At 68.5% G+C, this 14,404-nt stretch carries 13 protein-coding genes; 11 read left to right on the top strand and 2 right to left on the bottom strand.

All coding sequences use genetic code 11. The features are described 5' to 3' along the window. The first annotated feature begins 84 nt into the window (after positions 1-84). Positions 85-1,506 carry an MFS transporter gene (locus AB0B45_RS07795; protein WP_358126983.1) on the top strand — a complete coding sequence of 474 codons (1,422 nt, stop codon included), beginning with the start codon at positions 85-87 and terminating at the stop codon, positions 1,504-1,506. A gap of 35 nt (positions 1,507-1,541) precedes the next feature. Beyond that, positions 1,542-2,492 carry an SDR family NAD(P)-dependent oxidoreductase gene (locus tag AB0B45_RS07790; RefSeq protein WP_358126980.1) on the top strand — a complete coding sequence of 317 codons (951 nt, stop codon included), beginning with the start codon at positions 1,542-1,544 and terminating at the stop codon, positions 2,490-2,492. Between the two features lie 17 nt (positions 2,493-2,509). Here AB0B45_RS07790 and AB0B45_RS07785 read toward each other — a convergent pair whose 3' ends face one another. Beyond that, positions 2,510-3,352, bottom strand: a complete 843-nt coding sequence (locus AB0B45_RS07785; protein ID WP_358126977.1) for an RNA methyltransferase — start codon at positions 3,350-3,352, stop codon at positions 2,510-2,512. Then, complete coding sequence (locus AB0B45_RS07780) at positions 3,345-4,106, bottom strand: DUF4184 family protein (RefSeq protein ID WP_358126973.1); 762 nt, start codon at positions 4,104-4,106, stop codon at positions 3,345-3,347. The genes AB0B45_RS07785 and AB0B45_RS07780 overlap by 8 nt, the downstream gene beginning before the upstream one ends. Positions 4,107-4,220: 114 nt before the next feature. On the opposite strand from AB0B45_RS07780, the gene AB0B45_RS07775 reads away from it, so the two are divergent. The 9 genes from AB0B45_RS07775 to AB0B45_RS07735 all read left to right on the top strand — a co-directional run bounded on the left by AB0B45_RS07775 (position 4,221) and on the right by AB0B45_RS07735 (position 14,397). Then, positions 4,221-4,859: a hypothetical protein gene (locus AB0B45_RS07775; RefSeq protein WP_358126969.1), complete on the top strand. Its 639-nt coding sequence runs from the start codon at positions 4,221-4,223 to the stop codon at positions 4,857-4,859. A 210-nt stretch (positions 4,860-5,069) separates the two neighbouring features. After that, positions 5,070-6,749, top strand: coding sequence for a substrate-binding domain-containing protein (locus tag AB0B45_RS07770; RefSeq protein ID WP_358126966.1), 1,680 nt, complete (start codon positions 5,070-5,072; stop codon positions 6,747-6,749). A gap of 108 nt (positions 6,750-6,857) precedes the next feature. Then, positions 6,858-8,447: a sigma-70 family RNA polymerase sigma factor gene (locus AB0B45_RS07765; protein ID WP_358126964.1), complete on the top strand. Its 1,590-nt coding sequence runs from the start codon at positions 6,858-6,860 to the stop codon at positions 8,445-8,447. A 262-nt stretch (positions 8,448-8,709) separates the two neighbouring features. Then, a complete protein-coding gene (locus AB0B45_RS07760; RefSeq protein ID WP_358126961.1) occupies positions 8,710-9,078 on the top strand; it encodes a hypothetical protein in 369 nt (122 codons plus the stop codon). Beyond that, complete coding sequence (locus AB0B45_RS07755; protein ID WP_358126957.1) at positions 9,075-10,205, top strand: GNAT family N-acetyltransferase; 1,131 nt, start codon at positions 9,075-9,077, stop codon at positions 10,203-10,205. The genes AB0B45_RS07760 and AB0B45_RS07755 overlap by 4 nt, the downstream gene beginning before the upstream one ends. Before the next feature lie 217 nt (positions 10,206-10,422). After that, positions 10,423-11,259: a glycosyltransferase family 2 protein gene (locus AB0B45_RS07750; protein ID WP_358126954.1), complete on the top strand. Its 837-nt coding sequence runs from the start codon at positions 10,423-10,425 to the stop codon at positions 11,257-11,259. Between the two features lie 9 nt (positions 11,260-11,268). After that, positions 11,269-12,282 carry a glycosyltransferase family 2 protein gene (locus AB0B45_RS07745; RefSeq protein WP_358126951.1) on the top strand — a complete coding sequence of 338 codons (1,014 nt, stop codon included), beginning with the start codon at positions 11,269-11,271 and terminating at the stop codon, positions 12,280-12,282. After that, a complete protein-coding gene (locus tag AB0B45_RS07740; RefSeq protein ID WP_358126948.1) occupies positions 12,279-13,082 on the top strand; it encodes a polysaccharide deacetylase family protein in 804 nt (267 codons plus the stop codon). Before AB0B45_RS07745 ends, AB0B45_RS07740 begins: the two co-directional genes overlap by 4 nt. Then, entirely contained in the window at positions 13,075-14,397 is a 1,323-nt protein-coding gene (locus AB0B45_RS07735; protein WP_358126945.1) for a hypothetical protein, read from the top strand. The genes AB0B45_RS07740 and AB0B45_RS07735 overlap by 8 nt, the downstream gene beginning before the upstream one ends. The last annotated feature ends 7 nt before the right edge of the window (positions 14,398-14,404 follow it).

Here is a 14,404-nt window from a genome sequence, read left to right as displayed (position 1 = left end):
CCATCGTATCCGGATCCGGAACGCATCTGAATCTATAGTGGCTATAGTTCCAGAGTCATTTCAGTTTCTTGATGGAGAGGTCCCATGACAGTCCCCGCGAAGGTCGGCCCGCCGGTCACCGCGTCCACCCGGCTCATGTGGGCGATCTTGGGTTTGGTCCTGCTCGCCGACGCCCTCGACATGATCGACGCCGCGGTCACCAACATCGCCGCACCCACCATCACCGCCGAACTGCACGGCGGCGAGGCCCTGATCAAGTGGCTCGGGTCGGTCTACATGCTCGCGATGGGCGTCCTGCTCGTGGTCGGCGGGCGGCTGGGAGACAAGTACGGCCAGCGCAGGCTGTTCCTCATCGGCATGAGCGGCTTCACGATCGCCTCGGCGGTCGCGGGACTCGCGCCCAGCCCCGCTCTGCTGGTCCTGGCCCGCGCCGCGCAGGGCGCGTTCGGCGCGCTCCTGATCCCGCAAGGCATGGCGATCATGACCAAGACGTTCTCGCGTGACATGCTCACCAAGGCCTTCGGAATGTTCGGCCCCCTCCTCGGCATCGCCTCGGTCGGCGGTCCGATCCTGGCCGGGTTCGTCATCGACGCCGACATCGCCGGGCTGTCGTGGCGCCCGATCTTCCTGGTCAACGTGGTGCTCGGCGGCCTCGGCCTGGTCCTGGCCGTCCGGCTGCTGCCGCACGACGACGGTGACGCGTCCATCGGCGTGGACGGGGTGGGCTCAGGGCTGCTCGCCGCCACCATGTTCGGCCTGCTCCTGGGGCTGGTCGAGGGGGCGGGCAACGGCTGGACCGCCATCCCGATCCTCTCGATCGTCGTCGGCCTGGTGTTCCTGGCGGCCTTCGCCCGCCGTCAGGCCACGGCCGCCGACCCGCTGCTCAAGCCGTCCCTGCTGCGCAACCGCGGCTTCAGCTCCGGCCTGCTCGTCGGGCTGATCGTCTTCGCCGCCACCACCGGCCTGGTCTACGTCCTCTCGCTGTTCATGCAGCAAGGGCTGCACGCCTCGGCGCGGGAGGCCTCCCTGGGTCTGCTGCCGATGACCGTGGGCATCATCGTGGCCGCCGGAGCGTGCATGGCGCTGATCAAGAAGATGGGCCGCACCCTCGTCTTCCTCGGCCTGGCCATCATCCTGATCAGCTGCGGCTGGCTGCTCGTCCTGGTCACCGGCTCGGGCACGGATCTGAGCCTGTGGGCCCTCGCCCCGGCCGTCTTCCTCACCGGACTGGGGATGGGCGCCTGCTACGGCACGATCTTCGACGTGGCTCTCGGCGACATCAATCCCGACGAGGCCGGCAGCGCCAGCGGCTCCCTGTCGGCGATCCAGCAACTCGCGGCCGGCATCGGCTCGGCCGCCGTCACCTCGGTCTTCTTCCACTCAGCCGCCTCCGGCCTCGGCCACGCCATGACGACCAGCCTCATCGTCGTCGTGGGCCTCACCGCCATCACCGTCCCGGCCGTGATCCTGATGCCCAGACGAGCACCGGAAGAACTCCAGCACTGACGCAGCCACGACCGACCATCCACGTAAGGACCGCCATGTCCTCCCTCCACAGCCCGGACACCTGGGACGTGAAACGCCTGCCCCGCGCCGAGGGCAAGAACTTCCTCGTCACCGGCGGCAACGCGGGCATCGGCTACTTCGTCGCCGAACAACTCGCCGGCACGGGCGCCACCGTCATCCTCGGCAGCCGTGACACCGCCAAGGCCGAAGCCGCGCGGGTCGCGATCCGCGCCCACGTCCCCGGCGCCCACGTCCGTCACATCCGCCTCGACCTCGCCGACCTCTCCTCCCTGAAGGGCTCCGCTGACGCGCTGAAGCTGGAAAGACTGGACGCGGTCGTCTACAACGCAGGAGTGCTGCTCGACCAGCCGCCACGACGCGTCACCGAGGACGGCAACGAGCTGATGTTCGCCACCAACCACCTCGGACACTTCGCGCTGACGTGGTGGCTGGCACCCCTGCTGACGGCCACACCCGTGAGCCGCGTCGTCACCACCGGCAGCTTCACGGCCAAGTCCGAGAGCCTGGACCTCGACGATCTCCAGAGCACGCGCGACTACCGGCCGAAGCGCACGTACGCGCGATCGAAACTCGCTCAGATGCTCTTCGGCCTCGAACTCGACCGCCGCCTGCGCGCCGTCGGCAGCACGACGCTGAGCGTGGTCACCCACCCCGGCGGCGCACTCGACTCCCTCACCCCCGCACGCCCGCCGGTCCATCTCCGCACCACCGGCGAGCGGCTGCGCGGCCTGCCCGCCGGGCTCCTCCTCCAGAGCAAGGAGGCCGCCGCCTGGCCCGCCGTCCGGGCCGTCCTCGACCCGTCCGTTCGCGGCGGCCAGCTATGGGGACCCCGGGTGTTCGGGATCCGCGGCCTGCCCATCCTCGAACCCATCCGAGGCGACCTGGCCGACACCGAACTCGCGGCGCGCGTGTGGGCCGCCAGCTCCGGCCTGACCGGCCTGGATCCGTGCTCGAACCTCGGGTAGGCCGGGGGTGAACCTCGCTACGGCCGGGGGCCGCTCCGCATCAAGCCGTGGCAGGCGATCGCGGCGGCGGCCACCACGTTGAGCGAGTCCACGCCGGAGGCCATCGCCGTGGGGCTCATCGGGATGCACACCTGCTCGTCGGCCTCCCGCAACCAGCGCGAGGACAGCCCGTCCCCTTCCGACCCGAGCAGCAACGCCACCCGATCACCCATCTCGACAGTGTCCATGGGCGTGGCGCTCTGGTCCGGGGTCAGCGCCAGCGTCCGGAACCCCGCCGCGCGGATCCGCTCCAGCCCGTCGTACCAGTTGTCCATGCGGGCGTAGGGGATCGCGAAGACCGCGCCCATGGACACCTTGACCGCTCTCCTGTAGAGCGGGTCGGCGCAACGGGGAGAGAGGACGATCGCGTCGACCCCGAGAGCGGCGGCGCACCGGAAGATCGCGCCGACGTTCCCGTGGTCGACCAAGTCCTCCAGGACCAGGATGCGGCGAGGGCGTCGTTCGGGTCCCTCGGCAGAGGTGCCCTCGAGCGCCTCGGTCACCGGCGGCACCGGCAGTCGTTCCATCGAGGCCAGCGCCCCCCTGTGCACGGGGAATCCGGCGACGCCGTGCATGACCTCCTCGGAGACCACGTAGACGGTGGCGTCGCCGAGCACGTCGGCAAGCGACTCCAGCCAGCGCTCGGTGGTGAGGACCGCGCGCACGGGATACCCCGCGGCGATCGCCCTCCTGATCACCTTCTCGCCTTCGGCGACGAACAGGCCCTGCTCGGCCTCCATGCTCTTGCGCAGCTCCACGTCGCGCAGGCCGGTGAAGTCGGACAGGCGGGGGTCGTGGGCTTCGGATACGTACTCAGGCACCGTCGAATCCTGCCATGAGCCGCCTGAGCCGCCTGAACTGCCAGATCGCGGCATAGACGGTGAGCACGACGCACAACCCGACGACCGTTCCTGCGCCGAGCCTGGTGACCAGCGCGGCGAGGCTCGGTCCCGGCGGGTTCAGCAGGGGCCAGCAGGCCGCGCCCGCCGCGGCGCCCGCCACACTCGCCCACAGCACCGCTCGCCGTACCTGGTCACGCAGCAGCAGTTCCTCGGGGGCGGCCACGTCGGCCATCCGGGACAGGCCGCGCCATGCCCACCACGCCACGAACGCCAGGCCCGCCACCGAGGAGAGGTACTGCAGCAGCCTGAAGACCGGGATCACACCGAGGACCTCGTGGTCGAGCCAGGTCCATCCCCACACCTGCGAACTGTAGGAGTGGGTGAAGGAGTCCCAGAACACGTGGGTGGCGGAACCGGCCATCGCGCCCGCGAGAAGGGGCACGATCCGGGGAGAGGGACGCAGCGAGGCGGCCCGTCCCACGAGCCCCGCCGGCAGCAGCGCGACGAGCGGCAGCCTGAAGATCCCCGCGAAGGCGGCGATCAGCACGCACACCACGAGCGGGTTGATCGTCACCACCCACGCCGCGGAGTGCCACAGCATGTAGTCGGGCAGGAACGGCAGGAAGATCGGCAGGTCGAGCACCATCGCGCCGAGCGCGAGGGCCCACGGATCAAGCCAGCGCACCCGGAACATCGGGACGACTGCGGCGACATGGCTCGGCGTGAACGGCACGGACTCTCCCCCGGTGATGTTTGACCGAGCTTTGCACAGAAACCCCACAATAACCGAGAGTGATCGATAGGGTACGGAACGCTGTTGTCGGCCCCGAGGGGTGTGATCGAGGTCATGGTTCCTGACCAGCGGAGTCACTCGTATCCGGTCGTGTCGGCCGCCTGGCTCCGCGACGCGTCGAGGGCACGGGCCCTGTCGATCGCCACGCTTGTATGGCTCGGCCTGGAGAGCACGCTCGGCCTGGCGGCCGGGCTGGAGGCGCACTCGGTCGCGCTGATCGGGTGGGGGCTGTCCTCCCTCGTCGAAGCACTGGGGAGCCTGATCGTGGTGTGGCGCTTCACCGGCGCGCGCACGCTCTCGCCCCACGCGGAGGAGCGGGCCAGGCGCGCGGTGGCGGTGAGCTTCTGGCTGCTGGCTCCCTATCTGGTCGTCCACGTGCTGCACGACCTCGACGAGGGCTACCGCTCGGCCCCGACCGTGCTGGGCATCGTCGTGACGTCGGTGAGCCTGGTGAGCATGCCGGCGCTCGGCCTGGCCAAGCGGCGGCTCGGGGCGCGGCTCGGCTCGGCGGCCACACGCGGGGAGGGCGCCCAGAACCTCATGTGCGCGGCGGTGGCGGGCGGCGTCCTGGCCGGGCTGTGGCTCAACACGCTCGGCTGGTGGTGGGTCGATCCCGCGGTGGCGACGGGGCTCGCGGTGGTAGCCGTGCGCGAGGGAACCCATGCGTGGCGTGGTCACGACTGCTGCCATTGACAGGCACTCTCGGTAATCAGTGCACCAAATCAGTGGTTTTGCCACACCAAGCGCACCGAGTATCGTTCCGTCAGCACCGCGGAGTTTCTCCCGGTATGGTGACCCGAATCTATCGACACCAAAGAGGGCAACGTGGGGCGACACCGTACAGACGAACTCGATGACGGCTATCGCGCCCCCCGCCGACGCCCCAGCAGAGGGCGCGGCAGGGTGCTGGTTCCCCTGGCGGGGGCGGTCGCCCTCGCCGTCCTCCTGGGTGTCGCCGCCTTCGTCATCTTCAACAGGGAACGGGGCTGCACGGGCGACCCTCTCGCGCTGCGCGTCGTGGCCACTCCTGACATCTCGCCCGCGCTGAACAAGATCGCAGGATCGTTCAACAAGACGGGCAAGGCCGTGGACGGCCACTGCGTCACCGTGACCGTCGCCAAGGAGTCGGCGGCCAAGTCGGCCAACAGCTTCGCCAACGGCAAGCTCGACGCCGACATGTGGATCGCCGACTCGAGCCTGGTGGTCGGCATGCTGCGCGAGGCCGAGTCGGGGGTCACGCTGCCCGCGCCCACCGGGTCGGCCGCCACCTCGCCCATCGTCCTGGTCGCCGCCAAGAGCGCCGCCGCGAGCCTGGCCAAGAGCCTGAAACCGAGCTGGCAGAACCTGATCAGCGTGGCGAACGTGGCCAACGCCGACGGCCCTGGCAAGAACATCCGCGTCCTGGCGCTCGACCCGGCCAAGAACTCCGCGGGACTGGGCGCGCTGGTCGCCGCCGCCGGCGCGGCCAAGGAGGCGGGCCTGGGCGACGAGCAGCTCGTCGGCGCGCTGAAGAAGCTCTCCGAGCAGATCGCCACCGACCCGAGCGCGCTGCTGGCCAGCCTGACCGTCAAGTCGGGCAGCAAGGTGCCCATCGGTGTCGCCTCCGAGCAGAGCGTCTGGGCGCACAACGCCAAGAAGTCCGCCTCGCCCGTCGTGCCGCTCTACCCGGAGGACGGCACGCTGAGCCTGGACTATCCGATCGTCGTCACCGCCAAGGACGCCGCCACGCAGAAGGCCGCCGCCGCGTTCACGCAGCAACTCGCCACCGACCCCGCCAAGACGACGCTGCGCGAGTACGGCTTCCGCACCCCCGACGGCGTAGGCGGCGGCGCCCTCGCCAAGGACAAGGGCTTCGAGCAGGCCGCCCCCCAGGCGCTGCCCTCGCCCGACACCAGGAACGTGGCGAGCATGCGGCAGACCTGGTCGCGCCTCAACCTGGGCACCAGGCTGCTGGCGCTGCTGGACGTCTCGGGCACCATGGCGCTGCCCGTCCCCGGTGCGGGCATGACCCGCATGCAGGCCATCACCAAGATCGCCGGTGAGGGTCTGAGCCTGTTCCCCGCCGACAGCGAGATCGGCGTCTGGAGCTTCTCCACGCTGCTCGACGGCGAGAAGGACTACAAGGAGCTGGTCTCGGTCGGCCCGCTGAGCGAGATGGTCAACGGCGTGCCCCGCAAGCAGATCCTCGGCCAGCAGCTGGCCACCGTGCAGGCCAAGGCCACCGGTGACACGGGGCTCAACGACACGCTGATGGCCGCCTACAAGGAGATGAAGGCCAGCTACGAGCGCGACAAGATCAACACGATCCTGATCCTGACCGACGGCGCGGGCAACGACGACCCGACCGGCAAGGTCACCAACGCGCAGATGCTGGAGTTCCTGAAGAAGGAGTACGACGCCAAGCGGCCGGTCAACCTGCTGATCATCGCGTTCGGGCCCGACGCGCCCAAGGGTAGGAAGCAGATGGACGCCCTGGCCGAGGCCAGCGGCGGTGAGGCCTACATCGCGGAGAACATCCTCGATGTCCGCAAGTTCTTCGTGCAGGGCATGAAGCGGCGCCTGTGCGCGCCCGACTGCCGCTGACAAAGGCGTCCATACCCGGTCGTTATGCCAAGGCAACCCTCCTCCGAGAGGGGGCGTCCTACCCGCGTGGGGCTGTGAGAACGAGCTCGCCCGCGGGGAGGAAGATCCGTGCCCGGATGGCCTACTGTCGACCGCGCCGACGATCACCAGCTGGTGGAGGCGCTGCGCCGTGCCGACCCCGACGCCCCCGCCCGTCTCTACGACGCCTACGCCGAACGACTCCACGACTACGCCTGCTCGCTGACCGGTGACCGCGACGCCGCCGCCGACGCCGTGCACGACGCGCTGGTGACCGCGCAGGGCCGTACCGACCAGCTGAGGGAGAGCAGCAGGTTGCGGGCCTGGCTGTACGCGCTCGCCCGCTTCCAGAGCGCCGCCAAGACCCCCAAGACGCCCGGCGCCCCTCCCCCCGTCCTCGACGACCCCGAGGACCCCGAGCTGGCCGAGCTGGTGCACGAGGCGCTCGGCGAGCTGAGCAAGGGCGAGCGCGAGGTGCTCGAACTCTCGCTCAGGCACGGGCTGACCCCTTCCGAGGTGGGCGCGGTGCTCGGGCTGACCTCCAGGCAGGCCGCGACCAGGCTTGGCAGGGCTCGCGACCACCTGGAGAACGCCGCCGCGGCCGTGGTGCTCGCCAGGACGGGACGCGCGCACTGCCCCGATCTGTCGGCGATGGTCGACTCGTGGGAGGGGCCGCTCACCCCGATCCTGCGCCGCCGCCTGTCCGGGCACATCGGCGGCTGCGAGGTCTGCACCGAGGGCAGGCACCGGCACGTCTCCGCGGGCAGGCTCCTCGACATGGTGCCCGTCGCCTTCCCGCCGATCTCGCTGCGCCGCCGGGTGATCGACACCTGCACCAGCCCCGAGCGCGACCAGACCCGCACGTTGATCACCGAGCGCGGCGACAGCTTCGACAGGACGGGCTTCCCCGTGACGATGGAGCGCCGCTCCCGCCGCAGACCGCGCCGCCTGGCGCCGGTCTTCACCGTCGGGGCCTGCGTGCTGGCCGCGACGGGGGCGATGGTCGTGATGAACGGCCAGGCCGAGCCCACCGCGTTGCACCTGGTCCCCTCCGCCTCGCCTTCGGTGTCCGAAGCCGTGCCCGCGATGGTCGATCCTTCGGCGGATCCCTCGCTGGAGCCGTCACTGGAGCCCGAGCCGCAGAGCGAAGGCGAGGAGGCGGGAGAGCCGACCCCTTCGGCCGGCCGTACGGACGGGCAGGTGCCGCAGTCGCGGCCCGCGGCCAGGCCGGTGCCGACCCCCGCCTCGCTGCCGTCGACCAGGCGCCCGAGGCCGACCGCCACCCGCACCCAACCTCCCGCGCCGGGCGCCAGGCTCTCCGTCACCTGCCCGGGAACCGTCGAGGGAGCGGGCACGGTACGGCTGGCCGCCCGCAACACCACCGTCACGTGGAGCGCCGGCGCCTCGGACGGGCTCGACGTGTTCCCCTCCGGGGGTTCGATCAAGGCAGGTCAGGCGGCGTCCGTCTGGGTGACGGTCAACGATCCGGGCTCCGGCGGCACGGGGCGAGTCACCATCAGGTCCAACGGAGGCGGGGGCTCCTGCGCGGTTTCGTGGAGCGGGCAGGAGGGCAACGAGCCCGAGCCGACGGAGGAACCTCCCACCTCTTCAGCCCCCACGGAAACACCTGACCCAGGTGTGGCGAGCAGCACATCGTCGCATGACCCGCAAGGTGATTAAGACCTCATTTTGGGGACAAAGACCCACAAACCAGACTTTGAGCGGCGATGATCTCCCACGATAGGGCAAGCTAGATGCCCTAGGGGGCCACGCAGTGTTTGACGCTCTTGACAATGTGTTGAACTACACATTGGAATCTCGACATCTTCGGTAAACCTGGAGCTGCCGTCAGACGTCGGCATTGACGACCCCAAGGCAAGGTTGATCCCATGAATAATGCGATCAATCGTGTCTTCGCCAGCTAGCAGCCAGGAGTGGGGAGATGATCAGCAAGTGGAGGGCGCTCACATGGGTGCTGGCGGCCGCGTGCATCGCGGGGGCGGTGATCGCGCTCGCCGATATCCAGACGCCACTGCGTCCGCTTCTGATCTCTCTGTTCCTTTTGGTGGTTCCTGGTGCGGCAGTAGTCGGACTGTTGCGTGATCGTGACCCACTTGCCGCACTATCAGTAGGAGCTGCGGCAAGTCTCGTTCTTAACGTTCTCCTTGCCCAAGCCATGCTTCTGTTCGACGCATGGTCCCCACGGGCCGGCGTCGCGACGGTCGCCGTCCTCGCTGGGTTCATGTATGTACTACGCGTGTTGTATCGGGGGAAGAACATGCAAAGCGGACAGGGGGCGGGGTCACGGTGAAAATCTCCATCGTTCGCCCGGGCGAGCTCGCGGAGCCCGAACGGGTTCGATGGCGGGAGTTGCAGAAGGCGGATGCCTCCCTGGACAACCCCTTCCTGTCGGTCGAGTTCGCGCTCGCCATGGATCGCCTGCGCGACTATGTGAGAGTGGCCGTCGTCCACGACGGCGACTCGATCGCAGGGTTCTTCCCCTACGAACGGCACAGCTTCGGCATCGGCAAGCCGCTCGGCGGCTTTCTGACCACGTGTCATGGCCTGATCTCGGCCCCAGAGCTGAAGATCGACACGAAGGCCCTCCTCAGGGCCGCCAAGCTGAGCGTCTTCGACTTCGACCACATGGTGGCGGGTCAGGCGACGTTCGCGCCGTTCGAGACCGACGTCAGACCCGCCCCGATCATGGACTTCACCGAGGGGTTCGACGCCTGGATCGAGCAGGTCAAGACCAACTCGCCCAAGAACCTGAAGACCGTGCGCTACAAGGAGCGCAAGCTCGGCAGGGAGCAGGGCGAGCTGCGTTTCGAGTACGCCTCGGCCGACCCCGAGGTACTGCGCGTGCTTCTGAACTGGAAGTCCGACCAGTACCGCAGGACCGGCAGAGTGGACAGGTTCGCCCAGCCGTGGATCGTGGAGCTCATCGATCTGATGCACGCCGAACGGTCCGCCGACTTCTCGGGTGTGCTCACCATGCTCTATGCCGGTGACACTCCGGTGGCAGGCCATTTCGGACTGCGCACGGCGACCACTCTGGTCGGCTGGTTCCCCGCCTACGACACCGAGTTCGCGCGCTACTCCCCCGGCATCGTGCACCACTTGCAGATGGCCGAGCACGCGGCGAGGGCCGGCGTCCTCGCCGTGGACATGGGCAAGGGCGGCAAGGAGTACAAGGACTGGCTCAAGAGCGGGGTCCTCTACGTGTCCGAAGGACGCGTGTCCAGGCCTTCCGCCACCGCGGCCGTCCATTGGATCGGCAGGACTCCTGTCAACAAAGCACGAACAATCGTGCTTGATCGGCCGTCTCTTTATAAGGTGGCCGATCGCGTATTGAAGGGATTCGGGCGGGTGCGCACGACTCTGCAGTCCGATTCGTCATCGGAGTCAGTCGTCAAGGAACCCACGGGAGCGCGTTAAGCGCCCCCAACCCTCGCACCACGGCACCACCAGCACGAGCACCAGCACCACCAGCACCATTGGCAACACCAGCACCAGCACCTCCATTGGCACCCTCACCCACTGGACCCTTCATGCACCGTTCGTCACTTCTGCCATTCCCGATGATCCATGGGATCGCGAATGGCCCCGGGTCCGTACGGCGGCAGCGACAGGTCCCGGAAGGATTTAGCGCACCATGAGTCCCGAGATCATCAAGGCGAACGGCCACAAGATTCAGGGCACGTCCCTGAGATCGATGCCACCGATCGAACGGTTCACGCCCCTCACGCCTCACCTGGCCATTTCTCCGACCGTCAGCGTGGTGGTGCCCGCGATGAACGAGGCGGAGAACCTGCCGCACGTCTTCGCCACCATCCCGCAGTGGATCGACGAGATCGTCCTCGTCGACGGCAACTCGGTCGACGACACGGTGGCCGTGGCCCGCAGGCTCAGGCCCAACGTCAAGATCGTCACCCAGACCGGCAAGGGCAAGGGCGACGCGCTGGCAGCCGGATTCGCCGCCTGCACCAGCGACATCATCGTCATGATCGACGCGGACGGCTCCACCGACGGCCACGAGATCATCTCCTTCGTGGGCGCGCTCGTCACCGGCGCCGACTTCGTCAAGGGCTCGCGCTACATCTCCGGCGGCGGCAGCGACGACCTCACCTTCAGCCGCTACTTCGGCAACAAGGTGCTGACCTCACTGGTCAACGTCTTCTACCGGACCAAGTACACCGACCTCTGCTACGGCTACAACGCCTTCTGGGCTCGGCACCTGCCCGTCCTCAACCTCGACTGTGACGGCTTCGAGGTGGAGACCCTGATGAACGTGCGGGCCGCCAAGGCCGGCCTGCGGGTGCACGAGGTGCCCAGCCACGAGCGCTGCCGCATCCACGGCGAGAGCAACCTGCACGCCGTGCGTGACGGCATCAGGGTGCTCAAGACCATCCTGCGCGAGCGGCGCCGCCGTCCCTCGCAGCCCGTGCCCGAGCCCACCGCCCGACCGGCGGCTGACCGGGGCGTCGCGTAAAGGTTCGGTATGAAGAGTTCGGTCGTCATCTGCGTCTACACCGAAGATCGCTGGGAGGACATCAGGGAAGCGGTCGAATCCGTCGAGCGCCAGCGGCGCCCAGCGCACGAGCTGATCCTGGTCGTCGATTACAACCCGGATCTGCTGCTCAGGCTGAAAGACGCCTATGCGCGCGCCGTGAGCGCAGGAGCTCGCAGGGAGAGAGCGACGGAGGAGCCGACGAGCGGCGAAGCGGGCGCGACCACGATACGCGTGGTCGAGAACGTCCACGACAAGGGGCTGTCCGGCGGCAAGAACACCGGGGCCGACGTGGCGACCGGTGACATCGTCGCCTACCTCGACGACGACGCCGTGGCCGACGCGGGATGGTTGGAGGCTTTGGAGGAGGGCTTCCAGGACCCCGCGGTGGTCGGCGTGGGAGGCAGGACGGACCCGCTCTGGAAGACGGGCGGTCGCCCCGGCTGGTTCCCCTACGAGTTCGACTGGACCGTGGGGTGCAGCTACCGGGGCATGCCTGCCGTACGGTCGCCGATCCGCAACGTCATGGGCGGCAACGCCGCGTTCAGACGCGAGGCCGTCGGCGAGGTCGGCGGCTTCCACAGCGGCATCGGACGCAGCGTGCAGGGCCGCAAGAGCCGGCCGCTCGGCTGCGAGGAGACCGAGTTCTGCATCAGGCTGTCCCAGCGCAAGCCGGGCTCGGTCATGCTGTTCGAGCCCGACGCGGTGATCGGCCACAAGGTGCCGGCCCAGCGCGCCACCTTCGCCTACTTCCGCTCCCGCTGCTACGCCGAGGGCCTGTCCAAGGCCCTGGTCACGCAGAGCGTGGGCACCCAGGACGGGCTGAAGAGCGAGCGGGCGCACGCCCTGAAGGCGCTTCCGCTCGGCGCGCTGCGCGGCCTCGGAGAGGCGGTGCGCGGCGACGTGTCGGGGATCGGCAGGGCCTTCGCGATCGTGATCGGGCTCGCGTGGACGACCTGGGGTTACGTGGTCGGTTCCGCCCGGCTGAAAGTGGTGCGCAAATGATCAGAGTGCCGATTCTGATGTACCACTCGATCACCGAGCGGCCCAACCAGGACACCAGGCCGCACGCCGTGCGGACCGGCGACTTCGCCGAGCAGCTCGACTTCCTGTCCACGCGGGGCTTCACCCCTCTGACAGTGGCCGACCTGGTCGCCGCCGTGCACAAGAACAACGGCAGGTCGCTGCCCGACAAGCCGATCGTGCTGACCTTCGACGACGGCTACGCCGACTTCCACACCAACGCGCTGCCTATCCTGGAGCGGTACGACTTCCCCGCCACGGTCTTCCTGACCAGCGGATGGGTCGCCGACGCCGGTAAGGACGCCGCGGGCAACCCGCTGGACGACATGCTCAGCTGGGGCCAGGCGCGAGAGATCGCGCAGACCGGCATCGAGATCGGCGGACACAGTCACAGCCACCCCCAACTCGACCAACTGCCCGACGCCGAGCTGCGCCAGGAACTGCGCAAGAACAAGGGACTCCTTGAAGACAGGATCGGCGCACCTGTCGCCACGATGGCCTACCCCTACGGTTACTCCAGCGCCAGGGTGCGCCGCGAGGTGCGCAGAGCGGGCTACTGGGCGGCCTGCGCGGTGAACAACACGCTCGCCGCCGACCGGCACGACCTGCTGGCCATCCCACGGCTCACCGTGGGCCAGCACACCTCGATGAGCATGTTCAGGCGCGCCGTCGAGGGCAACGGAATCCCACTGATCTACCTGCGGGAGCGGGTGCTCACCAAGGGCTACGCCGTCGTCAGGAGAACGAGGTACGGACTGCAGCGGGTACGCGGGAATGTCTGACCGATCGGTCCTGCAGAAGCTGCTGCGGGACCTGCGCAATCCGCTCTTCCGCAACGGCTACGCCCTCATGGCCAACACGGCGATCACCGCCACGCTCGGCATGGGTTACTGGCTGCTGGCGACCCACTTCTACACTCCCGAGGAGTTCGGCAGGGGGCAGGCGCTCATCACCGCGATGCGGCTGTTCGCCTCGCTGACCGCGCTCGGCTTCGTAGGCGCGCTGGCCCGCTACATCCCGATCTCCGGCCGCAGGACCGGCAGTGTCATCCTCCGTGGGTACGGCATGGCGGCCGCCACGGGCGGCGCCGCGGCCGTGGGCTTCCTCCTGACGCTGCCCGTGTGGGGCGACATCTACGCGGTGCTCGGCACTCCCGCCATGAGCCTGTTCTTCCTCGGCTCGGTCCTGGTGTGGTCGGTGTTCACCCTGCAGGACGTGGCGCTCACCGGGCTGCGCAAGGCCACATGGGTGCCGGTGAACAATCTGGTGTTCGGCCTGGTCAAGATGGGCCTACTGGCGGTCCTTGCGAGCCGGCTGCCCTCCGGCGGCATCTTCGTCTCCTGGATGATCCCGACGGCGATCGCGCTGATCCCCGTCAACTTTCTGATCTTCGGCATCCAGGTGCCCAGGCACATCCGCGCGACCGCGGAGACCGCCCGGCCGCCCAGGCTGCGCGAGATGGGCAGGTTCCTGGCGGGCGACTTCCCCGGCACGCTGTCGATGCTGGCGATCGTCTACCTGGTGCCCGTGCTGGTCGCGGCGAGGGTGGGCGAGGCGACCTTCGGGCGCTTCTCCATGGCGCACACGCTGGGCTGCATGATCGAGCTCCTGGCGATGAACATGGCGGTCTCGCTGACGGTGGAGGGCTCGTTCGACCGCTCCATGCTGGCGTCCAACGCCAGGAGGGCGCTGAAGCGCGCGCTGACGATCATCATTCCGATCATCGGGGTGGCGCTGCTCGCCGCTCCACTCATCCTGACCGTCTTCGGCTCCGAATTCGCTGTGGAGGGGACGACGCTGCTTCGCCTGATGGCGCTGGCGGTCCTGCCGAGGGTGCTCATCGAGGTCTACCTGAGTTCCCTGCGAGCTCTTGGCCAGGCGCGCAAGCTGGCGTTGGTGCAGATCGGGCTCGCGGTGCTGGTGCTGACTTCGATCATGACCCTCTTCCCCTTCTTGGATGTGAACGCGGTCGGATACGGTCTGCTTTTCAGTGAGATTTTGGTAGCGTTGTTGATCTTCAGAAGTCTCCGTAAAATTCTCAGACATGGCGATACCGGGCAGCCACGTGTCACCCAAAGGTCGCCCGAGGCCGCATGATGGTCAA

The organism is Nonomuraea sp. NPDC049152, from assembly GCF_040648355.1.
GTDB lineage: Bacteria > Actinomycetota > Actinomycetes > Streptosporangiales > Streptosporangiaceae > Nonomuraea.
Note: the sequence above shows the minus strand (reverse complement) of the source record. Positions and strands in the feature narration are given on the sequence as shown.